The following is a 23,173-nucleotide window of genomic DNA, read 5'->3' on the forward strand; positions in this document are numbered from 1 at the left end:
GCGCCGGCCAACGGCCGGCACTCCCGGTGACGGGCCACAGACCAACGGTGTGGATCACCCGGTGTTCTGTACACCCTGCGAAACACCGTTGACGCACGCCACCAGCGCGCGCAGCACGTCGTCGTCTTCGCCGCCACTGGCCCGCCAGCGCCGCAGCAGGTCCACCTGCAGCACGCTGATCGGATCGATGTAGGGGTTGCGCAGGCGGATCGACAGCGCCAGGCGCTGGTCGTGCTGGAGCAGTTCGTCCTGCCCGGTAAGCGCGAGGATCACCTGGCCGGTAAGCGCCAGCTCGCGCTGGATCTGCGGGAAGAAGGTGGCATGCAGGCCGCCGGACAGCTGCGAGAACTGCTCGGCGATGGTCAGATCGCCCTTGGACAGCACCATCGCGATGTCGTCCAGGAAGGTGCTGAAGAACGGCCAGTCGCGCGCCATCTCCTTCAGGGTGTCCTCGTGGCCGGCCTCGATCGCCGCCTGCAGGCCGCTGCCCACGCCATACCAGCCGGGGATTACCGCGCGGGCCTGGCTCCAGGCGAACACCCACGGGATCGCGCGCAGGTTGGACAGCGCGGCATCCTCGCCGAGCCGCCGCGACGGGCGCGAGCCCAGCGTCATCCGCTCGATCACGTCGATCGGCGTGGCCAGCCGGAAGTACTGCATGAAGTCTTTCTGGCCGACGAAGGCGCGGTAGGCATCGGCGCTTCTCTCCGCGATCAGGTCCATCACCGGGCGCCACTGTTCCTCGCGCGGCTCCGGCGCGCGCGGGCGCAGGCTGGAGCGCAGCACCGCACCGGTGGACTGCTCCAGCGAGCGCAGCGCCAGCGCACGGATGCCGTACTTGCGATGGATCACTTCGCCCTGCTCGGTCACGCGCAGGCGGCCGTCGATACTGCCACGCGGCGAGGCATCCACGGCGTGCGTGGTCTTGCCGCCACCGCGGCTGATCGAGCCGCCACGGCCATGGAAGAAGGTCAGGCGGATGTCGTTCTCGGCGGCCACCTCCAGCAGTTCCACTTGGGCACGCTGCAGGCCCCAGCGCGAGGCCGCGATACCGCCATCCTTGCCGCTGTCCGAATAGCCCAGCATCACCATCTGCACATCGCCGCGCGCGGCCAGGTGGGTGCGGTAGACCGGGTCGGCGAGCAGGTCGCGCAGGGTGGCGGTGCCGCGCTTGAGATCGTCCACGGTTTCAAACAACGGCGCGATATCCAGCGGCACCGCGCCAGCCTCGTCCACCAGCCCACCGCGACGTGCGAGCGCCAGCACCGCGAGCACGTCGCTGCGGTCATGCGCCATGGAGATGATGTAGCTGCCCAGTGCATCGGCACCGTGGCGATGGCGCGCGTCGGCCAACGCGGCGAACACCGCATCCAGCCGCTTGCCGCCGTCTTCGGTGCTGGCCGGCAGGGCCTGCTCGCCGCTGGCGAACGGTGCCAGCCGTGCCGCCCGGGCCACCGCATCGGCGGCATCCCACGCGTCCTGCCCATCGAGCACGCTGGCCAGCGCGCGGCCGTGCACGCTGGACTCCTGGCGCACGTCCAGCCGCGCCAGGTGGAAGCCGAAGGTCCGCACCCGCCACAACAGGCGGCGCACCGCGAAGCCGCCGGCATGGTCGCCTTTGTTGGCGTGCAGGCTGTCCAGGATCAGTTCGATGTCCTGCTCGAGTTCGTCCGGCGAGGCATATGCGCCGTCGGCATCGTCGAGCGTGGCTTGCACGCGCGCGCGCATGCGGTCGTTGAGCAGGCGGTACGGCATGTCGGCATGCCGCGGGCGCGATGTCACCTGCGGCAGCAGCTGTTCGTAGTGCGCCACGCGCGCCTGCAGCGCCTCGCTCACCGCGATCCGCTCGGTGGATTGGCTGAGCAGGCTGGCCAGCTGCAGCAGGTCCTTCTGGTAGCGGCCGAGCACCGCCTGGCGCTGGGCATCCAGGGTGTTCCGAATGGTGCCGGCATCCACGTTCGGGTTGCCGTCCATGTCCCCGCCCACCCACGTGCCGAAGCGCAGCAGGCGTGGCAGCGGCAGGTCCTGCCCGTAGGTTTCCAGCAGGGCCTGCTGCAGCGATTCGTACAGCACCGGAATCACCCGGTACAGCACCTGCACCAGGTAAAAGCCGACGTGCTCGCGTTCGTCGTCCACGGTGGGCCGCACCGGCGAGGAGTCGGTGGTCTGCCAGGACGCGGTGAGCGCCATGCGGAAGCGCGCCGCATCGGCGGCGGCCTCGCCCGGGGTGCGCTGGCCGTCGAGGTTGTCGACCAGGCTGGCCACCATCAACTGCTCCTTCTCCAGCAGCGCGCGGCGCACGGCTTCGGTCGGATGCGCGGTGAACACCGGCTCGATGTCGATGCGCGGCAGCCATTCGGCCAGCTCGGCCAGGGTCACGCCCTGCGCCTTGAGCTTGAGCAGCGCATCCTGCAACCCGTCCGGCTGCGGCGCGGCGGTGCCGGCGCGCTGGTAGTCACGACGGCGGCGGATGCGATGCACGCGCTCGGCGATGTTGACCACCTGGAAGTAGGTGCTGAACGCACGCACCATCGCTTCGGCGCGCTCGGGCGGCAGGCCGGTGAGGGCATCGTTGAGATCGGACAGCGGTGCGTCGCTTTCGCGGCGGGCGATGGCGCGCGTGCGCACCTGTTCCACATCATCGAAGAACTGCGTGGACACCTGCTCGGCGAGCAGGTCGCCGACCAGTGCGCCGAGTCGGCGTACGTCGTCGCGCAGGGGGATATCGGGAGTGGCAAAAACGATGCTGCTTCGGTACTCGTTCATCTGCGACGCACTGGCCTCGGGAACGGAATCCACCCAAGCCTACCCCACAACGAGGTCAATGCTGCGTCGCGCAACTAGTTACATCTGGTAGTGCCGGCCATTGGCCGGCCCCATGCGATGTCGTGCGCCGCGAGGAGCCGGCCAACGGCCGGCGCTCCTGGTCCTTTGCGGTACCGGCCAACGGCCGGTACCTGCCGCCTCAGCGCTGCGTCTTGATCGGTTTGCCCGGACCGACCGTCTGTTCCAGCCAGCGCTCGCTTTCGGCCAGCATGGTCATGATCGACTCGCGCGCGCGGTAGGCGTGCGATTCGTTGGGCAGCATCACCAGCCGCGCGGTGCCCCCCAGGCCCTTGACCGCCGCGAACATGCGCTCGCTCTGGATGGGGAAGGTACCGGAGTTGTTGTCGTCCACGCCGTGGATGAAGAGGATCGGGTCCTTGATCTTGTCGGCGTAGTTGAACGGCGCCATCTTCTGGTACACGTCCTGCGCCTGCCAGTAGTTGCGCTCCTCGGCCTGGAAGCCGAACGGGGTGAGCGTGCGGTTGTAGGCGCCGCTGCGCGCGATGCCGGCCTTGAACAGGCGGGTGTGCGCGAGCAGGTTGGCGGTCATGAACGCGCCGTAGGAATGGCCACCGATCGCGATGTGCTCGCGGTCGGTCACCCCGCGTCGGACCACCTCGTCCACGGCCGCCTCGGCGTTGGCGATCAACTGCGGCAGGTAGGTGTCGTTGGGCTCCTTGTCGCCCTCACCGATGATCGGCATCGACGGGCTCACCAGCACCGCATAGCCCTTGGCCAGGAATGCCTGCGGGCCCCAGTAGCTGATCGCGTTGAAGCGATACGGCGAATCGGTGACCTGGCTGGCGGCGGCGGCGGTCTTGAACTCCCCCGGATAGGCCCACATCAGCAGCGGCAGCGGGCCGTCCTTCTTCGCGGTGTAGCCCGGCGGCAGCATCAGCGTGGCGGTCAGGTCCACCCCGTCGTTGCGCTTGTAGCGGATCTGCTCCTTGCTCACCCCACGCAGCTGCGGCAGGGGGTGCGCGAAGTGGGTCAGCGCGCGCGGCGCGGCGGTGGGGTCGGCCAGCGACTGCACGTACACGTTGGAGGGTTCTTCCGGCGATTCGCGGGTGAGCAGCAGCGAGGTGCCGTCCTGGTCGAGCAGGGCGATCGGCGCCGAGTAGGTCGGTGCCTGCGAGTGGAACAGGCGCGTGGTCTGCTTGCTGGCCAGGTCGAGGCGGTCGACGAACGGACGGTCGCCTTCCGGCGATGCGCCCTGGCCGTAGAGGAAGATGCTGCGGCCATCGGCGCTGATCTGCAGGCGCGAGCGCCCGTTGACGTCGCGCACCAGCGCCGGCCGGCCCGGATCGTTGTAGCGGTCCTGCGAGGAGCGCGAGGACAGCAGCTCCGGCGCCTGCCCGGGCTGGTCCGGGGCGATGCGCCACTGCTTGACCTCGCGGCTCTTCCACCACGATTCGTTGAGCAGGGCCAGGTCGCCCCGCCCCCACTGGATGCCGGCGTAACGGCTGCCGAGCTGGGCCAGGGTGATCGGCGGGGTCTCGAACGGCGCCGCCTGGGTCAGCACCGCGTCGCGCACCTTGGCCTCGCGGTTGGGGTCGCCACCATCCTGGGCTTCGGCCCAGACCAGCGTGGCCGGGGCATCGGCGCGCCAGCTGATGTTGCGCACGCCGGTCGGCACGGCGTCGTTGCCGGTCGGCAGGCCTTCCACCAGCGGCAGGTTGCTCACCGTGTGCACCAGCGAACCGTCGGCGGCGGACAGCACCTCGATGCGCCGTGCGAAGTCATCGACCGGGACCAGGTAGGAGTACGGGCGCAGCACGCGCTCGCTGAGCAGGTAGCGGCCGTCCGGTGAGACGCTCGTGTCCAGGTAGACGCCGCTGCCGGATAGCGGCGTGGTCACGCCATTGAGGGTGATCCGCGCCGGCTGCGCGCTGGCGTAGTAATCGAACTGGCGGGCATCAGCCTCGTTCCTGAGCAGGTCCTGGTAGGTGCGGATCGAGCGCACCCCGGCATCGGCCTCGGTCTGCTGGATCGCCGGGCCGGCGGGAATGCCGCCCGCGGCCGGTGCAGGGCCCTGGCCCTTGAGCTGCTGCATCACCAGCAGGCCGCGGCTGTCGGGCAGCCAGCTGTAGCCGTCGCCGAGCACGGTGTTCAGGTCGGCGAGCAGGCGCCGCGCCGAACCGGCGGCGACATCGACGATCCATAGTTCATTGGCGCCGGTGGCCGCGTGCACCTGGTTGAAGGCCAGGTACTGCTGGTCCGGCGACCAGGCCAGGCTGGCGATCGACAGCGGCTGCGGCAGGCCGGTGATCTGGCGCTCCTTGCCGTCGGCCACGGTGGTCAGCCAGAGCTTGTTGCCAAAGCTGAAACGGCTGGCCGAATGGGTGGCCGGGTTGATGCGCAGGCCGGCCAGTTTCAGTTCCGGCTGCGCGACCTCGGCAATCGACGGCAATGCCGGTGTCTGCAGCAGCGCCGCCACGTCGCGGCGCGGGGACAGGTGCAGGGTGGGCGCGCGCGGCGCGTCGACCACGGCCTGCAGGGCCGCCGACGGCAGCTCATAGCCCTGCGCGCCCCTGGCGGCAGCCACCTGCGGGGCGGCGGTCTTGGTGGCCGGTGCGGCCAGCCCGAGCGGGGCCACGGCCAGCAGTGCCATGCCCACGATCAGGCTCCCCCAGCGCGCCCGGCGCCGACGATCAGTGCGAGTCATCTTCCATCCCATGTTGATGCAAACCTTGGACCTTAACAGCCGCGGCCCGCCCGCCCCCCTGCCGTTGGTTGGGGGCGGTGCCGGATTCATGCCAGTGCAGCGCGCCGGGATATAATGGGCGACCCTCCACCGAGGGGCGCTGCGACCGTTGTGGACCCTGTCCGCGCGGCCAGGCTCGGTGGCCAGGATCGTTCCAACGGCGCCCGGCGATTGCGAGTCTTGCTGTCATGCAGGTGTCCGATGACCGACATCGCGCTTGACGAGCATGGCGCGTCACTACCGGAGCTTTCCAATGAATGCTGTTGCCAAGACCTTCTCCACCGAAGGTGATTACAAGATTGCCGATATCAAACTCGCCGACTGGGGCCGCAAGGAACTGGACATCGCCGAGCACGAAATGCCGGGCCTGATGTCGATCCGCCGCAAGCACGCCGCCACCCTGCCGCTGAAGGGCGTGCGCGTGACCGGCTCGCTGCACATGACCATCCAGACCGCGGTGCTGATCGAGACCCTGAAGGACATCGGCGCCGACGTGCGCTGGGCCTCCTGCAACATCTTCTCCACCCAGGACCATGCCGCCGCCGCGATCGCCGCGTCGGGCACCCCGGTGTTCGCCTGGAAGGGCGAGTCGCTGGAAGAGTACTGGGACTGCACCCTGGACGCGCTCACCTTCACCCTGCCCGACGGCACCCTGACCGGCCCGGAGCTGGTGGTCGATGACGGCGGCGACGTGACCCTGCTGATCCACAAGGGTTACGAGCTGGAAAACGGCAGCAACTGGGTCAACGAAAAGGCCGCCTCGCACGAAGAACAGGTCATCAAGGACCTGCTCAAGCGCGTGGCCAAGGAGCGTCCGGGTTACTGGGCCCGCGTGGTCAAGGACTGGAAGGGCGTCTCCGAAGAGACCACCACCGGCGTGCACCGCCTGTACCAGCTGGCCCAGGCCGGCACCCTGCTGATCCCGGCGATCAACGTCAACGACTCGGTCACCAAGAGCAAGTTCGACAACCTCTACGGCTGCCGCGAGTCGCTGGCCGACGGCCTCAAGCGCGCGATGGACGTGATGCTGGCCGGCAAGGTCGCCGTGGTCTGCGGCTACGGTGACGTGGGCAAGGGCTGCGCCGCCTCGCTGCGTGCCTATGGCGCGCGCGTGGTGGTCACCGAGATCGATCCGATCTGCGCCCTGCAGGCGGCGATGGAAGGCTTCGAGGTCAACACCATCGAATCCACCCTTGGCCGTGCCGACCTCTACGTCACCACCACCGGCAACAAGGACATCATCCGCATCGAGCACCTGAGCGCGATGAAGGACCAGGCCATCGTCTGCAACATCGGCCACTTCGACAACGAGATCCAGGTCGATGCGCTGGTCGGCTTCCCGGGCGTGCAGCACATCAACATCAAGCCGCAGGTGGACAAGTACGTGTTCCCGAACGGCAACGCGATCTTCCTGCTGGCCGAAGGCCGCCTGGTCAACCTGGGCTGCGCCACCGGCCACCCGAGCTTCGTGATGTCCAACTCGTTCGCCAACCAGACCCTCGCCCAGATCGACCTGTGGGCGAACAAGGACAGCTACGAGAACAAGGTGTACCTGCTGCCGAAGAAGCTGGACGAGGAAGTGGCGCGCCTGCACCTGGAAAAGATCGGCGTGAAGCTGACCACCCTGAGCCAGGAACAGGCCGACTACATCGGCGTGCCGGTGGACGGTCCGTTCAAGCCGGAGCATTACCGCTACTGATCGGCCTGCCGATCCTGGTGCGTTGAACACAGACGGGCGCCGAAAGGCGCCCGTTTTTTTGTGCCGGAATGCCCTTCAGTCCTGGCCGAAACACCTGCGGTCGTCGTTCAGGACGGCCTGGCACTGCGCGGCGAAGTCCGCTTGCCAGCGCGACAGCGCGAACCCTTCCCGTTCCTGGAACGACACCGTTTCGCCCGCAAGCACGTAGCAGCGGTTCTGCGACAGTCGCAGCGCGGTCAGCGCGTCACCGGCCGCCCAGCAGTCATCGATGCAGGCCTGCATCAGCGCGTAATCCGGATTGGTCTTCGCGCCGCCGAAGGCGAAGCCCATCCGCTGCACCAGGGCGATCACCGGGTCCATGCTGGCCGGGGCAGCGCGCAGGATGCGCAGCATCCCGGGCTCGGGAATGCCAAACGCCCAGTTGGCCAGCACGGCCGACCGTGCCGCATCGATCGCCGCGTCACGCTGCCCCTGCCGCAGGTACTGGCTTGCCAGCAGCACCCAGCCCGGCTGAAGCTCCGGAAACGCCGTGCATGCTGCGCGCAGCCGTTCAATGGCCTGCTCGACCTGCCCTGCCAGCACGTGCGCACGTGCCTGCTCCAACTGCAGGGTCGGTGAACCGGGATCCTCGACCTCACGCTCGCCATAGTCGCCACCGTTCACGTCCAGCCAGCGCGAGAACACCTGCACCGAAGAATGGCGCAGTTCCATGCGCCCTTCGTCATGGAACATCTCGCACACGAACGGCGCGTCCGCCTCACGCCCCAACGGCCAATACAGCCCGAAACAATCGCCATTGCCGAGCGCGCCTTCCGCGATCGATACGAACCCCTGGGGAGGATACGGTCCACGCGCCACGTCACGGTCGAAGCTGAGCGCGTTGCAGTGACCAGAGAGGCGCATGGGATCTTTCCAGACGGGACTGTCCCCATTATCGCCGCGATCGCAGTCGCCTCGGTCAAGGCAGCCGGTCCGCACCGCGTTACGATGCACCCATGACCCCGGCCATCAACCTGCTCAAGAAGCACGGCATCGTCCACAGCGTGCTGTCCTACCCACACGATCCCGATGCCGACTCCTACGGCGGCGAGGCGGTGCAGCAGCTCGGGCTGGACCCGGCGCAGGTGTTCAAGACCCTGCTGGCCAGCACGGAGAAGCACGAACTGCTGGTGGCGATCGTGCCGGTCAGCGGCACGCTCGACCTGAAGGCGCTGGCCGAGGCGGCCGGCTGCAGGAAGTGCGAGATGGCCCCGCTGGAACAGGCACAGCGCGCCACCGGCTACCTGGTCGGCGGGATCAGCCCGCTGGCACAGAAGAAAAAGCACCGCACCTTCCTCGATGCCAGCGCGCAGGCGCTGGCCACGCTGCATGTGAGCGCCGGCCGGCGCGGGCTGGAGGTGGCGGTGGCACCGGCCGACCTGCTGCGCCTTACCGATGGCCGCTATGCCGCCATCGGCAGGGCCCGCTGATGCGCTGGCCCTTCTCCCGGGAGCCGGCCGCCCCCACCGAAGGACCCGGCGCGCAGCACCTTCAGGCGCTGTTGTCGTCGGACCCCGACCGCATCTACCGCGCGGCCTGCGCCATCGCCCAACTGCGCGATCCGGCCGAACTGGACGCGCTTGCGCCGTGGGTCGAACGGATCGAGCGCGCCACCGCGCACATCGCGCTGCGCGGCGCCTTGTTCGCCAACGACCATCACCTGCAGTTCGCCTTGCGACGGCTGCGCTTCTGGCGGGACCAGGCCGGTTGCCTGTGCGCCCTGTACCCGCATTACCCGTTCTTCGATCCGCGTCGCGAGGCCGCCCGTGGGCACGTGGTCATCGATGCGGTGGGTGAAGCCGAGGGCGGCTGGGGCGAGGCGCATTCGGTCACCTGCGTGGACTGCGCGGCGCACTGGCTGGCCACCGACCGCGAGTACCACTACCCCTGGTGGGAGTGGGCCCTGACCCTTCCCACCGTTGACGGACCCCCATCGCATGCATGACTTCATCGCCGCCGTCGTCCATGTCGGCGCGGACGACGGCGTGCTGATGGCCGGCCTGGCCGACCACGCACACGACACCCGCCGCTACCTGCTGCTGCAGAAGGCCGAGCATCCCGACGCGCAGGACATCGCCCTGGGCCACGACGGCGTGCATGTCTGCCTGCATGCGCAGGCACGCGCGGCCTACGGCGGCATCCACGCGGCGCAGCTCTCGGCCGACGCCCTGGCGCTGCACCTGGACGCCATCACCACCGATGCGCTGGGCCTGGCGGCGTCGCCGCTGCGCATTGCGCTGGCGGCCCCGCCGGAGGACGTGGCCGCATTCGCCGCGATGCTCCGGCGCATGGGCATCCCGGTGGATGCGTCATAGACCTGTAGCGCCGCGCCATGCGTGGCTGCGTTCCGCGCCGGTCCGCGTGCAGCCCCATGGGGTGTCGCTACGGGGGCCGCGTGCAGCGCGCCCGGGCGCTCAGGGGCGCCAGTTGGCGTTGCTCTCCCAGAACGCCACGGCGCGCTGGTAGGCATCGCGGTCCAGCGGCACCCCGGAACCGCCCTCGTCCACCCCCAGCGCGTTGCGCATCATGGTGATCGGGGCCATCGGCACTTCCTCCGGCTCGGCGGTGTAGATGCAGCCGACGATGCCCCAGTCGGCGTCGATCGGCGAGCCCTCCAGCGCCAGTTGCGCGGCGCTGTACAGGATCACCACCAGGTAGTTGGCGCGCGGCGACTCGACGCCCTCGAACCAGCGCACCAGCACCGGCAGCTCGTTGCGGTTGCGCGCCTCGTAGCCGGTGTGCAACTGGTGGCGGTTGGCGTCGGTGATGGGCACGGTGAGGCAGCGCGTGCTGGTCCAGTTCTCGTAGACGAACAGCTTGCAGAACGGCGCGTAGCCATCGAGCACCTTCAATGGTGCATGCGTGTTGAGGTACGCCTGGAACTGCTCGGCGGTGCAGTCCTGGAGGGTGTTGCCGCGCGGGGTACGCGGGAACAGGCGGGGACGGGCGAATTCGGTGAGGACGATGGACATGGGCACGGGCAGGCGGCGGAGATCGTGCACAGGGTAACGCGTGCGGCGCGCCCTACAGCGCCAGCCGCTCACGCAGCTCGCGCGCCTGGCGCCGCGAGACCTCGACCTGGCTGCCGTCATCCAGGGTCAGGTCGTAGCCATCACCGAGGGACGGTTCGATCGCACGCACGCGGCGCAGATTGACCAGGGTGTTGCGGTTGGCGCGGAAGAACAACGCCGGCGACAGCCGGGCCTCCAGCGTGCTGAGGCTGCGCGCCAGCACGGCGTTCTGGTCGCGGAACCACAGCCGTGCGTAGTTGCCGTCGACCACGACCTTGCGGATCTCGCCGAGCGCCACGAACCAGCACCGTTCGCCATCGCGCAGGAACACCTGGTCGTCAGCGCCCAGCGAATCGCGAGCGGTGTTCGTCGCAGGGGAGACGGCCGGTGCCGCGAGGCGCTCCCGGCCACGCTCCAATGCCGCCTGCAGGCGGCCCGCCTCCACCGGCTTGACCAGGTAGTCGAGTGCGTTGGCGTCGAAAGCGCGCACCGCGTACTGGTCGTAGGCGGTGACGAACACCACCATCGGCACCGTCTCCAGGCCGTCGAGCACATCGAAGCCTTCGCCCGAGGGCATCTGCACATCCAGCAGCACCAGATCGGGCCGCTCGCGCAGGATCGCTTCGCGTGCGGCGGGCACATCGTCCGCCTCGCCCACACATTCCACCCAGGGGATCGCCGCCAGCAGGGTGCGCAGTTCGCGGCGCGCCAGCCGCGCGTCATCCACGATCAGCACGCGCAGTGACGCACTCATTGCTGCACCTCCAACCGGGCCAGCATGCGTTCGCCCTGACGTTCCAGCAGGAACGTGCCCCGGTCGAGGGAGGATGCCGCCGCGTCGATGCCAAGCTGGGCGCGCAGATAGGCCAGGCCGATACCATGGCCTTCGCTGCCGGCCTCGTGCGGGGCGGGATTGTCCACCTCCACCCGCAGCCAGCGACCATCGCGCCGCACGCGGATCGTCAGCTCGCCACCGCCGGCGTGGACGGCGATGCCGTGCTTGATGGCGTTCTCCACCAGCAGCTGTAACGCCATCGGCGGCAGCCGTGCGCGCAGCGCGTCCGGATCGATATCGGTCCGCACGCGCAGGCGGTCTTCGTAATGGATCGCCTCCACCGCCAGGTAGTCCTGCACCACGCGCCACTCCTCGGCCACGGTGACCCAATCGCCATCGGTATGGACCAGTGCGTGGCGCAGCGTGCTGGACAGATGAGTGACCATCTCGCGTGCACGCGCCGGGTCTTCATTGATCAGCGCGCGCAGGTTGTTGAGCGCGTTGAACACGAAGTGGGGATTGAGCCGCGCACGTAGCGCCTGGTGCTCCAGCGTCGCCCGCTGCGCTTCGGCGCGCAGGTGCGCCATTTCGCTGTTGCGGGCCCGATGCAGCGCGCGGCGGCCGGTCCACAGTGCGCACCACACGCTCAACACGATGGCAGTGCTGAGCCAGTAGTTGAACGTATCGACCGGCCGGTAATGGGCGCGCTGTCCCGGCAGCGCCACCCAGTCCCATGCAAGCGCGGGGAGCAGCACGGCGGCGGTGAGGAGCTGGATGGCGGCCGCGACACCCACCACGGCCAGCGCCATCCGCCACGTCAGCCCCAGCAGATCGCGTTGCAGCCACGCATGGCCAAGCGCCCAGTGGCGTATCAGTGCAGTGCCGGCGAACAGGCCAAGCGCGACCATCACATAGATCAGGGTCCCGCCGGACCAAGGGCCACGGTAGGCGATGCCCATGCCGATGCTCACGCCCAGGTAGCCAGCCCACAGGCCCGCGTTCGCCCACCAGAAACCCGAATTGCGTGCTGCCTGCCTCGTGTTCATCGTCTCCACGCCGCTGTCGATCAGTGCGCCACGGGCAGGTCGAGAAAGTCCCGGATCTGCGCCTGCAGCCAGCGCGGATCATCCCACATCAGGAAGTGGTAGCCGGCGCGGCTCATCTCGATGCGTACGTCGGGCAGCGCGGCGTACTGGGCCTCGAAGACCTGGCGCGTGCTGGCTTCGGTCGCACCGAACGGCTGGTAGGCCGCCCACGCGCCCAGCACCAGCACCGGCACCCTGATGCCGGCGATCGGCTGGCGCAGGTCGGTCATCGTCATCGAATACACCGCGCTGGCGGTGGCGCCGCGATCGCTGTCGCGCCCCCACTGCTTCAAGGTCGCCACATGCGCGGGGGCATGCGCCATGTTGGCGACCGCGGCATCGGTCTGCGCCGCGTATCGGGTGGCGTCCACGGCAAGCATGCCGGCCCGCACTTGCTCGGCCATCGGTTCGAGCGTGGCCGGCGTCGCCGCCGGATTCTGCGCGGCCCCCAGGTACGGCAAGGCATCGACGATCACCAGGGGGCCGATGTGCCGGGGTGCCGCGATCGCCATCTGCAGCGCCAGCACGCCGCCGAGGCTGTGGCCGATCACGGCGGGATGATCGAGCCTGCGGTCCGCGCTGTAGGCCAGCAGGCGGTCACGCATGGCGCCCAGGAAATCATCGCTGGCCGTGGCAGGCGCGCCGGCGAAGCCCGGCAGCTGGATCAGATGGCATTGCACCTGCGGCTGCAGCGCGGCGCAGGTCTCGCGCCAGACCTCGGCACCGCTGTTGAGGCCGGGGATCATCAGCACCGGCCGGCCGCTGCCGATGACCTCGACCTGCAGGCCCTGGAACGGCTCGATGGCCGCATGGGCGGGGCTGGCCAAGGTGGCCCATGCGGTCAGCGCAAGCGCAGCAAACGGGGCGATGGCGTAGATGCGGCGGGGACGGGCGGTCGACATGGCAGGCTCCTGCTGGATGAGCGTGGAGCGTGACGCGCGCCGAGGCGGTGCGGGCAATTACATGAGCAGCGGACGCAGAAGGCGGTGAGCGGTCGCGGGAGGCGGACGAGCCTTGCGGCCTCGGCGAGCCGGCGCCCCAGCAATCGGCTGCCCTGCGTGGGGCGGCGATGGGAACGCGACGCCGTCGGCCAGCGCATTTACCGGCGGCAGGGTCCGCCCGGTCAGCCGCAGCCGGCCTCACGCACTTCACATTCATCGCGATGAAAAGATATGATTGATCCACATCCGCCGACGTTTCCCGCCGCCCATGACCGCCATCAGCTTCGAGTTCTACCCGCCCAAGACCGACGAGCAGCGCGCGCAGCTTGATCGTACCGCGAGCAAGCTCAAGGCCTTCGCGCCGGAGTATGTCTCCTGTACGTTCGGGGCCGGCGGCTCGACCCTGAGCTACACCTCCGAGACCGTGCGCCACCTCAAGCAGCACCATGGCTTCGACGCCGCCCCGCACCTGTCCTGCGTGGGCGGCAGCCGCGAGGAGATCCGCGAGCTGCTCAAGCTGTACCGCGCCATCGGCTGCCGCCGGATCGTCGCGTTGCGCGGCGACCTGCCCTCGGGCATGGGCCACCCCGGCGACCTGCGCTATGCCTCGGACCTGATCAGCTTCATCCGCGCCGAACACGGCGACGCGTTCCGCATCGAAGTGGGCGCCTACCCCGAGACCCATCCGCAGGCCGACGATGCCCTGCTGGACCTGAAGCACTTCAAGACCAAGATCGATGCCGGTGCCGATGCGGCGATCACCCAGTATTTCTTCAATGCCGATGCGTACTTCCACTTCGTCGATGCGGTGCGCAAGCTGGGGGTGGGCGTGCCGATCGTCCCGGGGATCATGCCGATCTCCAACTTCAGCCAGCTGCGCCGCTTCTCCGAGCAGTGCGGGGCGGAGATCCCGCGCTGGATCGGCCGCAAGATGCAGGCCTACGGCGACGATGCCGAATCGGTGCGTGCGTTCGGGGCGGAGGTGGTGGCCGGGCTGTGCGAACGGCTGGTCGCTGGTGGCGCGCCGGGGCTGCACTTCTACACCCTCAACCTGGCCAAGCCGACCACCCAGGTGCTGAAACTGCTGCGCGGCTGAGCGCGGCCACATCGCTTGCAGATAACGTGCGCATCGTTACTCTGCTGCGATGAAATCGCTCGTCCTGCTCCTGCTGTGCGCGTCGTGCCTGCCCGCTCCGGCATCGGCGCAGGCGCAGCGCGTGAACCGCTGCACCAACGCCCAGGGCCAGACCGTATTCACCGACCGTAGCTGCGACGCACTGGGCGCCACCGCACGCATGCCGGCCCGCACGCCCACCGTGGGCAACACCGGCATCTACCGCGCCGGCTGCGCGCGTCGGCTCAGCGAGTTGACCGGGCAGATCCGCGATGCGGTGAGCCAGCAGGACGTCAACCGTCTGTCCTCCATCTATCTGTGGAACAACGTCTCCAACGCCACCGCCAACCAGATCATCGGCCGGCTGGAAGCGGTGGTGCAGCGGCCACTGGTGGACATCGCGCCGGTGTACCCGCAAAGCGAGGCGGCGCTGACGGAGGGCCCCGCCAGTGCGCCGCTGCCGGGCGGCGATGCGCAGCCGCTGGCCGATGTCGCGCCGCGCCGGCCACGCCCGGTCGGGCTGCGCCTGGAGCAGACCCTGGGCAACACGGCCACGCCGGCGCGCACGGTGTTCGGGCTGCGTCGCCAGTACGGGTGTTTCTGGATCACCTTGTAGCGGCGATGGGCTGCGGATGCCGGCCAGCGGGCGGCGCTGCGTGGCCGCTCAGGCCGGCCACAGTGCGCGGATCGCGGCGATGCCCTGCGCGCCGTGCTGGCGGGCCTTCCCGATATCGTCCGGATGCAGCCCGCCCAACGCATACAACGGCAGCGAGACCTGCTCGCGCAGCTGCTCGAACGCCTCCCAGCCCAGCGCGGTGGCGCCCGGATGGCTGGCGGTGGCCTGGACCGGGCCAAGCACGGCGAAGTCGCAGCCCAGCCGCTGGGCGGCCTGCAGCTGCGCCAGGTCGTGGCAGGAGGCAGCCACCAGCTGCCCGGCCGGCAAGGGCCGTGCGTCCAGTTGCAGCACTTGTTCCGCGCCCAGGTGCACGCCCACGCCGAGCCGGCGGGCCAACGCGATGTCGCGGTTGAGCAGCCACTGCACGGCACCGCGATGGGCGCCGATGGCCTGCTCGGCCAGGGCCACCCGGGCCGGGCTGGCCGGGGTGCGCAACTGGATCCGGTTGACCCCGGCGGCCAACGCCTGCGCCAGGCGCTGGTGCCAGTCATGGTGGGCCTGGGCGTGGTCGGCCTCGGGTTCGGGGGTGATCAGGTAGCGGTCGGGCTGGCGCAACGCCGCCACCACCGGCACATCGGCCGGCGGCATCGAATAGCGGGAGAGCTTGTCCGGGGTGACCCAGGTGATGGCCTGTCCTTCACGGCCGCGCGGGCTGCCCTTCCAGCTGCTGATCCGCCGCACTTCCAGGCGCAGGCGCTTGTCCGGGTACATCTGCGGCACGTCCATGATCCACGCGCCGACCTCCGCCTCGATCCCCAACTCCTCGCGCAGCTCGCGCACCAACGCCTGTTCGGAGCTTTCGCCGGGCTCGCGCTTGCCGCCGGGAAACTCCCAGAGGCCGCCCATGTCGCGGTCTTCGGTGCGGCGGTTGAGCAGGATGCGGCCGCGGGCGTCGGTGATGACGCCGGCCACGACGTGGATCGATCGTTTGGGGGAAGGCATGGGGGGAGCATGCCGAAAACCGCCTTGCCGGCGCAATGGCCCGGGCGCCGGCACCCGCGGCGACGCGCACCGGGCCACGCACGGCCGACAACAAAAAACCCCGCACGCGGCGGGGTTTTCTGCGTGCCCCGGGGGGGCCTCCACGCAGGGCGTGGATCTACGCTGTCCGGGTCAGGTGAGCTGCCCGTGGCAGTGCTTGTACTTCTTGCCGCTGCCGCAGGGGCACGGGTCGTTGCGGCCGACCTTGGGCTCATCCAGGCGCACCTGGGCCACCCCGTTCTGCGCCGAAAGCACGTCCGCCGCCTCTTCGTCGGCGCTGTAGCCGCCGGCGTCCTGGTGCTGGAACTGCGACTGCAGCAGGCGCGCTTCGACCTGCTGGCGCTCGGCTGCTTCCAGTGCCGCCACTTCCTCTTCGCTGCGGATGCGCACGCGCGCCAGCAGGGTGACCACTTCGCGCTTCACGTTCTCCAGCATTTCCGAGAACAGCTCGAACGCTTCCTTCTTGTATTCCTGCTTCGGCTGCTTCTGCGCGTAACCGCGCAGGTAGATGCCCTGGCGCAGGTAGTCCATGCGTGCCAGGTGCTCTTTCCAGCTCTGGTCCAGCACGGTCAGCATGACGTGCTTCTCCAGCGCGCGCATGGTCTCCTCGCCCACGCCGTTTTCCTTCTCGGCGAAGTGCTCGTCGATGCGCGCCTGGACCTTGGCGGCAATCGCCTCAGCGTCCAGTTCCTCATGCAGCTTGACCAGGCCGGTGAGGTCCATCTGCACGCCGAAGTCGGCGGCCAGGGTGGCTTCCAGGCCCTCCAGGTCCCACTGTTCGTCGATCGAGTTCGGCGGCACGAAACGCGCCACGATGTCGAAGATCACATCGCCGCGGATGCCGTCCACGTTGTCCTTGACCGACTCGGCGTCCAGCAGCTCATCGCGCTGGGCGTAGATCACCTTGCGCTGGTCGTTGTTGACGTCGTCGAAGTCGAGCAGGTTCTTGCGGATGTCGAAGTTGTGCGCTTCCACCTTGCGCTGCGCCTTCTCGATCTGGCGGCTGACCAGGCGGTCCTCGATGACGTCGTCTTCCTTCATGCCCATCATGCGCATCGCCTTCTGGACCCAGTCCGAGGCGAAGATGCGCATCAGGTTGTCTTCCAGCGACAGGTAGAAGCGGGACGAACCCGGATCGCCCTGGCGGCCGGAACGGCCACGCAGCTGGTTGTCGATACGGCGCGACTCGTGGCGCTCGGTGCCCACGATGTGCAGGCCGCCGGCCGCCTTGACCGCGTCATGGCGCTTCTGCCACTCGGCCTTGGCCTGCGCGCGCTGCTCGTCAGTGGCGCCTTCGCCCAGCTCGTGCAGCTGCGCTTCCAGCGAACCGCCCAGCACGATGTCGGTACCGCGACCGGCCATGTTGGTGGCGATGGTCACCGCGCCGGGCATGCCGGCGTTGGCGATGATGGTCGCTTCGCGGTCGTGCTGCTTGGCGTTGAGCACCTCGTGGCGCACGCCGGACTTGTTCAGGTGCTCGGACAGCATCTCCGAGGTTTCAATCGAGGTGGTACCCACCAGCACCGGCTGGCCGCGCTCGTTGCAGGCCTGGATGTCGGCCAGCACCGCGTTGAACTTGCCGTTGCGGTTGAGGAACACCTGGTCCGAACCGTCCTTGCGGATGGTCGGGCGGTTGGTCGGGATCACCACCACTTCCAGGTTGTAGATGCTCTGGAATTCGTAGGCTTCGGTATCGGCCGTACCGGTCATGCCGGACAGCTTCTTGTACATGCGGAACAGGTTCTGGAAGGTGATGCTGGCCAGCGTCTGGTTCTCGCGCTGGACCGGCACGCCTTCCTTCGCTTCCACCGCCTGGTGCAGGCCATCGGACCAGCGACGACCGGCCAGGGTACGGCCGGTGAACTCATCGACGATCACCACTTCGCCATCGCGCACGATGTAATCCACGTCGCGCTGGTAGATGGCATGCGCGCGCAGGGCGGCATTGAGGTGGTGCACCACGGTCAGGTTCTGCGCCGCGTACAGGCCTTCGGTCTCGGCATTGAGGATGCCCGCTTCCACCAGCAGCGCCTCGGCATGCTCCATGCCCGCTTCGGACAGGTGCACCTGCTTGCCCTTCTCGTCCACCCAGAAATCGCCCTCGCCTTCCTCGGCCTCCTGCTTGATCAGGTGCGGGACGACGCGGTTGACGCGGATGTACAGCTCGGGGGAATCATCGGCCGGGCCGGAGATGATCAGCGGGGTACGCGCTTCATCGATCAGGATCGAGTCGACTTCATCGACGATGGCGTAGTGCAGGCCGCGCTGGTAGCGGTCCGCACGCGACAGCGCCATGTTGTCGCGCAGGTAGTCGAAGCCGAATTCGTTGTTGGTGCCGTAGGTGATGTCGCTGGCATAGGCCTCGCGCTTGTCGCCGTGCGGCATGCCCGGGTAGACCACGCCCACGCTCAGGCCCAGCCAGTTGTACAGCTTGCCCATCTGCGCCGAGTCGCGGCGGGCCAGGTAGTCGTTCACGGTGACCACGTGGACGCCCTTGCCTTCCAGCGCGTTCAGGTACACCGGCAGCGTGGCGACCAGGGTCTTGCCTTCACCGGTGCGCATTTCGGCGATCTTGCCCAGGTGCAGGACCATGCCGCCGATCAGCTGGACGTCGTAGTGGCGCATGCCGAGCACGCGGCGGCTGGCCTCGCGGCAGACCGCGAACGCTTCCGGGAGCACCTTGTCCAGGGCTTCACCGTCAGCGATGCGCTGCTTGAACTCCGGGGTCTTGGCCTTGAGCTGCTCGTCGGAGAGCTTTTCGATTTCCGGCTCCAACGCATTGACCTTGGCGACGATGCGGTTGAGCTGGCGCAGCTGTCGTTCATTACGACTGCCGAAGACGCGGGTAAGCAGGCTGTTGATCATTGAAGGAACCGGTTGGAATGAGACGCCCCAACGGCGACGCTCCCCCGGGGGAATCGTCCGCCGCAAACGAAACAGGGCGCACTGCGCCCTGTCTATGGCAACACCCATTGTAGCTTGGGTCGGGGGCCTGGCGTTTCAAGCACCCCCTTCCGAAGCGAAATCCGCGATCAGCCGCGCGAAACGCGCCCGACCGGGGTATTGCCGCCGTCACCGAGGAACTTGCGCGGGTTGACCACCTGGCCCCGCTCCCAGACCTCGAAGTGCACGTGGGCACCGGTGGAACGGCCCGTGGAACCGGCCTTGGCCACTTCCTGACCGGCCCGGACCAGGTCGCCCGGCTTCACCACCAGGCGGGAATTGTGCGCATAGCGGGTCACGTAGCCGTTGCCGTGGTCCACGTCGACCACGTTGCCGTAACCGCCCTTCACGCCGGCGAAGCTGACCACGCCGTCGGCCACCGACATCACCGGGTCACCGACCTTGGCGTGGAAATCCATGCCCTTGTGGGTGGCCGCACCACGACCGAACGGGTCGCTGCGGGTGCCGAAGTTGGAGGTGATGTAGGTGTTGCGGATCGGCATGCGCCCCGGCACGGCATTCTGCTCGAGCTGGTGGTCGAACATCAGCGATTCCATCACCGACAACTGGCGGCCTGAAGCAGCGAAGCGCTGCTCCAGCACCTGTAAGTCGGCGTTGACCGCGCTGACCGGGATGTCCTGGGTCGGGCCGGGCTCGCCTTCACCGAGGCCGGGGGTCTCGTTGAAGTCGAATTCACCATCTTCCAGCTTGCCCATCTGGGTCAGCCGTTCGCCGAGGGCGTTGAGACGGGTGGCCTGGGCCTGCAGTTCACCCATCCGCGCTGCCAGCGCGTTGACCTGGGTCTGGGCGTCCTTCTGGGCCTGGGCCAGCTCGCGTTCCTGCTGGGCGACCTTGGCGTGGAGCCGCGAATCATTGAACATGCTGCCACCGATACCGGCACCGAAGCCGATCAGGCAGCCTACCCCCAGCACACTGCCCAGCAGGGCACGGGGTGAATCCTCGAAGTAGAAACGCAAACGCGCCAGGGGCGTCTTGGCCTTTCCTTCACGCGTTTTGATTACGATCTTTTTGAATGCCATCAGTGAGTTTTCATGTCTGAGCCGAAATCCAGTGCCCGTACCCCGTCAGCGCCGAAGCCGGCGCTGGATGTGGTCATGGCGGACAAAGCCGGTAACCCGCTGCGTCGTGCCCTGTGGCTCGACGCGCTTGACCGTCAATTGCGCCCCCATTTGCCGCCTGCACTGGCCACCCGTTGCCGGCTGGCGAATGTAAACGGCGAGCACCTCGTTTTTCTCGTCGATTCCCCCGTGTGGCACGCCAGATTGCGGCTTGCCGAGGCACAGTTGATCGACGCGGCCCGGTCCATCGGGCTGAAGGTCACCAAGGTGACCGTCAAAACCGCGTCTGCCCCTCCTCCACGCTCCCCAGCGATCGATAACAGGAATGGCCCCCACGCAGTTTCAGCCGCCACGCACAAAGGGCTACGCGACGCGTTGGCTTGCCTGAAGGACATGGATCTACTCAAGTCCTGAAGGCATCGGGGCATCCGGCCCCTTCCCGGACGCGTCACGAGTACGTGAATTTGTCTGGGAACCGGCCAGCATCGTAGCCGTCGATCGTCGCGCAGTCGTTAGTCTTTTATTAAAAACTCGTTAAATTCAGCAATAACCTCGATCAGGTTCACAATTCCGTGACCTGCGTCCGTAGACGGTTCATTGACGTCAAGGTCACCCCGGGTTGGCCCCAGGAAAGCAGAACGGCGCCTTGGGCGCCGTTTGGTTTTCAATCAATTCAATGACTTGCGCCAGCGTCGCGGGCGGATCACGCGTAGGCGGGCGCCCCGTAGGCGACCGGGGCCGTCGCGGCGGCCGCGTCGTAACTCACCCACTCCCACGCGCTGGCATCGGCCATCAGGGCCCGGACCAGCTTGTTGTTGAGCGCATGGCCGGACTTGAAGCCTTCATAGGCCCCCAGCACCTGGCCGCCGGCCAGGTACAGGTCGCCGATCGCGTCGAGGATCTTGTGGCGCACGAACTCGTCGGCATAACGCAGGCCGTCGTCGTTGAGCACGCGGAACTCGTCCAGCACGATGGCGTTGTCCATCGAACCGCCTAGGCCCAGGTTGCGCTCGCGCATGTACTCCAGGTCGCGCATGAAACCGAAGGTGCGCGCGCGGGAGATTTCCTTGGTGTAGGCGGCCGTGGAGAACTCGATCTCGGCGCGGGACTGCTTGGCCGGGATCATCGGGTGATCGAACTGGATGGTGAAACCGAGCTTGTAGCCCTCGTAGGGCTCGAAGCGGGCGACCTTGTCGCCTTCGGTGACTTCCACCGTCTTGAGGATGCGGATGAAACGCTTGGGAGCGTCCTGTTCGGCGATGCCTGCCGACTGCAGCAGGAACACGAACGGACCGGAGGACCCGTCCATGATCGGCAGTTCGGCCGAGGACAGCTCCACGATGATGTTGTCCACGCCCAGCCCGGCCAGCGCCGACATCAGGTGCTCGACGGTCTGGATCTTGGCCTCGTGGTAGGTCAGCCCGGTGCACAGGGTGACTTCGGTGACCAGGTCCGCACGCGCGGGCACTTCCACCACCGGATCCAGATCGACCCGCCGGAACACGATGCCATGATTGACCGGGGCCGGGCGCAGGGTCATGTAGACCTTGTCGCCGCTGTGCAGGCCAACGCCGGTGGCGCGGATCGTGTTCTTGAGGGTGCGTTGCGGGATCATGGGGGGCAGGACCGGGAATGCGCGCGGTCAGCGCGGCTGAGACAAACAAGAATAACACGCACTACCACCACCCCTTTCTGAACCAGAACACGGGCGGCAGACTGCCGGGCCACTCCGGGCCCGGCAGCAAGGGACATGGAGGCGCCTACCGGGGAGGACAAGACCCCGGCACGCATTCCTCAGTCCGCCTGGCGGCGCAGGAACGCCGGGATGTCCAGGTAGTCGTTGGGCAGCTCGGCGGCGGCCGGCGCCGAAGACGACGGGGTCGACGCGGTCGACGCGTCCGCGCTCGGACGACGCAGGCCCATGCCCATGCCACCGACGGCCTTGGACACGGCATCGCCGCCGGTGTCGAACTCGCCGAACTCCGGCTGGCCGGTGGTGGCGTTGCGGACCAGCTTGATCGGTGCACGCTCGCCCGGACGCTGGGTCTTGGCGGCCACGGCACGGTTCAGGCCGGTGGCGACCACGGTCACGCGGACTTCGTCCTGCATGTCCGGATCCAGCACGGTACCCACCACCACGGTGGCGTCTTCGGAGGCGAAGCCATCGATGGTGCGGCCGATCTCGTCGAACTCGGCCATGGTGAAGTCGGCGCCGGCGGTGATGTTGACCAGGATGCCGTTGGCACCGGCCAGGTTCACATCGTCCAGCAGCGGGTTCTGGATGGCGGCTTCGGCGGCGGCCTGGGCGCGGTCATCGCCACGCGCGGTGCCGGTACCCATCATCGCCAGGCCCATTTCGGACATGACGGTGCGCACGTCGGCAAAGTCGACGTTGATCAGGCCCGGACGCACGATCAGGTCGGCGATGCCCTGCACGGCGCCCTGGAGGACGTCGTTGGCGGCACGGAAGGCCTGGATCATGGTGGCGTTGCGGCCCAGCACGGTGATCAGCTTTTCGTTCGGGATGGTGATCAGCGAATCGCAGTGCTGGCTCAGTTCCTCGATGCCCTTCAGCGCGACCTGCATGCGGCGACGGCCTTCGAACGGGAACGGCTTGGTGACCACGGCGACGGTCAGGATGCCCATCTCCTTGGCCAACTGGGCAACCACCGGGGCTGCGCCGGTGCCGGTGCCACCGCCCATGCCGGCGGTGATGAACACCATGTCCGCACCCTGCAGGGCATCCATGATGCGCTCGCGGTCTTCCAGCGCGGCCTGGCGGCCGACCTCCGGGTTGGCGCCTGCACCCAGGCCCTTGGTGACGTTGGTACCCAGCTGCAGCTGCAGCTTGGCACCGCAATTCTTGATGGCCTGCGAGTCGGTGTTGGCGGTGATGAATTCCACGCCGTCCACGCTGGTGCTGACCATGTGCGCCACGGCGTTGCCGCCGCCGCCGCCCACGCCAATCACCTTGATCACCGCATTGGGTGCCATCTTTTCAATCAGTTCGAAATGCGCCATGTCCGTGTCCTCTTGATGCCGTTTACGCGGGACGGGGGCGTTGGAGATTCCTTCTCCTGTCCTCCCCCACCGTCGTGCCGGCGAGTTGTAGTTGGTGTTGCCCTGGCCGGATCGCACCGGTTCGGGCCGTGTTGCCTGTTTCAAGAAACGGCCGGGGGGCCGCGGTGTTGCTCGTTGTTTTATCTACATCGCACTGCGTGGTATTGCGGGTATTGCATGGACTACGTGGATTTTCGGGAACTGCTTATCGCGTGTTGCATGTGTACTGCGTGTCAGGAC

Annotated in this window: 19 protein-coding genes and 1 riboswitch; of the genes, 7 read left to right on the forward strand and 12 right to left on the reverse strand. The window is 67.9% G+C overall.

Features of this window, described 5'->3' with window-relative positions; genetic code table 11:
- Window positions 1–54: 54 nt before the first annotated feature.
- Window positions 55–2,766 carry a phosphoenolpyruvate carboxylase gene (gene ppc, locus AC06FD_RS15430; RefSeq protein WP_478078282.1) on the reverse strand — a complete coding sequence of 904 codons (2,712 nt, stop codon included), beginning with the start codon at window positions 2,764–2,766 and terminating at the stop codon, window positions 55–57.
- Window positions 2,767–2,965: 199 nt separating this feature from the next.
- Window positions 2,966–5,491 carry a S9 family peptidase gene (locus tag AC06FD_RS15435; RefSeq protein WP_478078283.1) on the reverse strand — a complete coding sequence of 842 codons (2,526 nt, stop codon included), beginning with the start codon at window positions 5,489–5,491 and terminating at the stop codon, window positions 2,966–2,968.
- Between the two features lie 125 nt (window positions 5,492–5,616).
- Window positions 5,617–5,703: riboswitch (S-adenosyl-L-homocysteine riboswitch) on the forward strand.
- Window positions 5,704–5,783: 80 nt separating this feature from the next.
- Here AC06FD_RS15435 and ahcY point away from each other — a divergent pair.
- Complete coding sequence (ahcY, locus tag AC06FD_RS15440; protein WP_259209192.1) at window positions 5,784–7,229, forward strand: adenosylhomocysteinase; 1,446 nt, start codon at window positions 5,784–5,786, stop codon at window positions 7,227–7,229.
- A gap of 75 nt (window positions 7,230–7,304) precedes the next feature.
- Here the strand turns inward: ahcY and AC06FD_RS15445 are convergent, their stop codons facing one another.
- A complete protein-coding gene (locus AC06FD_RS15445; protein WP_478078284.1) occupies window positions 7,305–8,132 on the reverse strand; it encodes a tetratricopeptide repeat protein in 828 nt (275 codons plus the stop codon).
- Window positions 8,133–8,224: 92 nt separating this feature from the next.
- Here AC06FD_RS15445 and ybaK point away from each other — a divergent pair, with 92 nt between their 5' ends.
- Genes ybaK through AC06FD_RS15460 form a run of 3 tightly spaced genes read left to right on the forward strand, consistent with a single transcriptional unit; the run spans window position 8,225 to window position 9,583 of the window.
- Window positions 8,225–8,698, forward strand: a complete 474-nt coding sequence (gene ybaK / locus AC06FD_RS15450; protein WP_259209196.1) for a Cys-tRNA(Pro) deacylase — start codon at window positions 8,225–8,227, stop codon at window positions 8,696–8,698.
- Window positions 8,698–9,213: a hypothetical protein gene (locus AC06FD_RS15455; RefSeq protein ID WP_478078285.1), complete on the forward strand. Its 516-nt coding sequence runs from the start codon at window positions 8,698–8,700 to the stop codon at window positions 9,211–9,213. The genes ybaK and AC06FD_RS15455 overlap by 1 nt, the downstream gene beginning before the upstream one ends.
- Window positions 9,206–9,583 (forward strand): Imm10 family immunity protein, encoded by a 378-nt coding sequence (locus AC06FD_RS15460; protein ID WP_394163870.1) that lies wholly within the window; start codon window positions 9,206–9,208, stop codon window positions 9,581–9,583. Before AC06FD_RS15455 ends, AC06FD_RS15460 begins: the two co-directional genes overlap by 8 nt.
- A gap of 99 nt (window positions 9,584–9,682) precedes the next feature.
- Here the strand turns inward: AC06FD_RS15460 and AC06FD_RS15465 are convergent, their stop codons facing one another.
- Genes AC06FD_RS15465 through AC06FD_RS15480 form a run of 4 tightly spaced genes read right to left on the reverse strand, consistent with a single transcriptional unit; the run spans window position 9,683 to window position 13,041 of the window.
- A complete protein-coding gene (locus tag AC06FD_RS15465; protein WP_449335776.1) occupies window positions 9,683–10,240 on the reverse strand; it encodes a DUF3228 family protein in 558 nt (185 codons plus the stop codon).
- Window positions 10,241–10,292: 52 nt separating this feature from the next.
- Entirely contained in the window at window positions 10,293–11,033 is a 741-nt protein-coding gene (locus AC06FD_RS15470; protein WP_478078286.1) for a LytR/AlgR family response regulator transcription factor, read from the reverse strand.
- Window positions 11,030–12,100, reverse strand: coding sequence for a sensor histidine kinase (locus tag AC06FD_RS15475; RefSeq protein ID WP_478078287.1), 1,071 nt, complete (start codon window positions 12,098–12,100; stop codon window positions 11,030–11,032). Before AC06FD_RS15475 ends, AC06FD_RS15470 begins: the two co-directional genes overlap by 4 nt.
- A gap of 20 nt (window positions 12,101–12,120) precedes the next feature.
- A complete protein-coding gene (locus tag AC06FD_RS15480) occupies window positions 12,121–13,041 on the reverse strand; it encodes an alpha/beta fold hydrolase (RefSeq protein ID WP_478078288.1) in 921 nt (306 codons plus the stop codon).
- Window positions 13,042–13,348: 307 nt separating this feature from the next.
- Here AC06FD_RS15480 and metF point away from each other — a divergent pair, with 307 nt between their 5' ends.
- Window positions 13,349–14,176, forward strand: a complete 828-nt coding sequence (gene metF / locus AC06FD_RS15485; RefSeq protein ID WP_259209213.1) for a methylenetetrahydrofolate reductase [NAD(P)H] — start codon at window positions 13,349–13,351, stop codon at window positions 14,174–14,176.
- 49 nt (window positions 14,177–14,225) lie between these two features.
- Entirely contained in the window at window positions 14,226–14,810 is a 585-nt protein-coding gene (locus AC06FD_RS15490; RefSeq protein WP_394163866.1) for a DUF4124 domain-containing protein, read from the forward strand.
- Between the two features lie 48 nt (window positions 14,811–14,858).
- On the opposite strand, the gene AC06FD_RS15495 is transcribed toward AC06FD_RS15490, so the two are convergent.
- The 3 genes from AC06FD_RS15495 to AC06FD_RS15505 form a co-directional block, all read right to left on the reverse strand.
- Window positions 14,859–15,812 (reverse strand): Nudix family hydrolase, encoded by a 954-nt coding sequence (locus tag AC06FD_RS15495; protein ID WP_259209217.1) that lies wholly within the window; start codon window positions 15,810–15,812, stop codon window positions 14,859–14,861.
- A 171-nt stretch (window positions 15,813–15,983) separates the two neighbouring features.
- Window positions 15,984–18,716 (reverse strand): preprotein translocase subunit SecA, encoded by a 2,733-nt coding sequence (secA, locus tag AC06FD_RS15500; protein ID WP_259209218.1) that lies wholly within the window; start codon window positions 18,714–18,716, stop codon window positions 15,984–15,986.
- A gap of 167 nt (window positions 18,717–18,883) precedes the next feature.
- Complete coding sequence (locus AC06FD_RS15505; RefSeq protein ID WP_038690496.1) at window positions 18,884–19,834, reverse strand: M23 family metallopeptidase; 951 nt, start codon at window positions 19,832–19,834, stop codon at window positions 18,884–18,886.
- Window positions 19,835–19,846: 12 nt separating this feature from the next.
- On the opposite strand from AC06FD_RS15505, the gene AC06FD_RS15510 reads away from it, so the two are divergent.
- A complete protein-coding gene (locus tag AC06FD_RS15510; protein WP_478078289.1) occupies window positions 19,847–20,287 on the forward strand; it encodes a DciA family protein in 441 nt (146 codons plus the stop codon).
- Window positions 20,288–20,576: 289 nt separating this feature from the next.
- On the opposite strand, the gene lpxC is transcribed toward AC06FD_RS15510, so the two are convergent.
- Window positions 20,577–21,488, reverse strand: coding sequence for a UDP-3-O-acyl-N-acetylglucosamine deacetylase (lpxC, locus tag AC06FD_RS15515; RefSeq protein WP_259209224.1), 912 nt, complete (start codon window positions 21,486–21,488; stop codon window positions 20,577–20,579).
- 179 nt (window positions 21,489–21,667) lie between these two features.
- Window positions 21,668–22,894: a cell division protein FtsZ gene (gene ftsZ / locus AC06FD_RS15520; RefSeq protein WP_478078290.1), complete on the reverse strand. Its 1,227-nt coding sequence runs from the start codon at window positions 22,892–22,894 to the stop codon at window positions 21,668–21,670.
- Between the last annotated feature and the right edge of the window lie 279 nt (window positions 22,895–23,173).

The sequence above is a fragment of the Stenotrophomonas sp. Steno-Z1 genome, from assembly GCF_056393175.1.

Excerpts from the sequence above, each read along its gene's own strand:
- AC06FD_RS15435 (WP_478078283.1), bottom strand. The coding sequence starts at position 5,491 with ATGACTCGCACTGATCGTCGGCGCCGGGCGCGCTGGGGGAGCCTGATC.
- AC06FD_RS15505 (WP_038690496.1), bottom strand. The coding sequence starts at position 19,834 with ATGGCATTCAAAAAGATCGTAATCAAAACGCGTGAAGGAAAGGCCAAG.
- AC06FD_RS15490 (WP_394163866.1), top strand. The coding sequence starts at position 14,226 with ATGAAATCGCTCGTCCTGCTCCTGCTGTGCGCGTCGTGCCTGCCCGCT.
- ppc (WP_478078282.1), bottom strand. The coding sequence starts at position 2,766 with ATGAACGAGTACCGAAGCAGCATCGTTTTTGCCACTCCCGATATCCCC.
- AC06FD_RS15455 (WP_478078285.1), top strand. The coding sequence starts at position 8,698 with ATGCGCTGGCCCTTCTCCCGGGAGCCGGCCGCCCCCACCGAAGGACCC.
- AC06FD_RS15445 (WP_478078284.1), bottom strand. The coding sequence starts at position 8,132 with ATGCGCCTCTCTGGTCACTGCAACGCGCTCAGCTTCGACCGTGACGTG.
- lpxC (WP_259209224.1), bottom strand. The coding sequence starts at position 21,488 with ATGATCCCGCAACGCACCCTCAAGAACACGATCCGCGCCACCGGCGTT.
- AC06FD_RS15460 (WP_394163870.1), top strand. The coding sequence starts at position 9,206 with ATGCATGACTTCATCGCCGCCGTCGTCCATGTCGGCGCGGACGACGGC.
- AC06FD_RS15470 (WP_478078286.1), bottom strand. The coding sequence starts at position 11,033 with ATGAGTGCGTCACTGCGCGTGCTGATCGTGGATGACGCGCGGCTGGCG.
- AC06FD_RS15480 (WP_478078288.1), bottom strand. The coding sequence starts at position 13,041 with ATGTCGACCGCCCGTCCCCGCCGCATCTACGCCATCGCCCCGTTTGCT.
- AC06FD_RS15475 (WP_478078287.1), bottom strand. The coding sequence starts at position 12,100 with ATGAACACGAGGCAGGCAGCACGCAATTCGGGTTTCTGGTGGGCGAAC.
- ftsZ (WP_478078290.1), bottom strand. The coding sequence starts at position 22,894 with ATGGCGCATTTCGAACTGATTGAAAAGATGGCACCCAATGCGGTGATC.
- AC06FD_RS15510 (WP_478078289.1), top strand. The coding sequence starts at position 19,847 with ATGTCTGAGCCGAAATCCAGTGCCCGTACCCCGTCAGCGCCGAAGCCG.
- secA (WP_259209218.1), bottom strand. The coding sequence starts at position 18,716 with ATGATCAACAGCCTGCTTACCCGCGTCTTCGGCAGTCGTAATGAACGA.
- ahcY (WP_259209192.1), top strand. The coding sequence starts at position 5,784 with ATGAATGCTGTTGCCAAGACCTTCTCCACCGAAGGTGATTACAAGATT.
- AC06FD_RS15465 (WP_449335776.1), bottom strand. The coding sequence starts at position 10,240 with ATGTCCATCGTCCTCACCGAATTCGCCCGTCCCCGCCTGTTCCCGCGT.
- AC06FD_RS15495 (WP_259209217.1), bottom strand. The coding sequence starts at position 15,812 with ATGCCTTCCCCCAAACGATCGATCCACGTCGTGGCCGGCGTCATCACC.
- metF (WP_259209213.1), top strand. The coding sequence starts at position 13,349 with ATGACCGCCATCAGCTTCGAGTTCTACCCGCCCAAGACCGACGAGCAG.
- ybaK (WP_259209196.1), top strand. The coding sequence starts at position 8,225 with ATGACCCCGGCCATCAACCTGCTCAAGAAGCACGGCATCGTCCACAGC.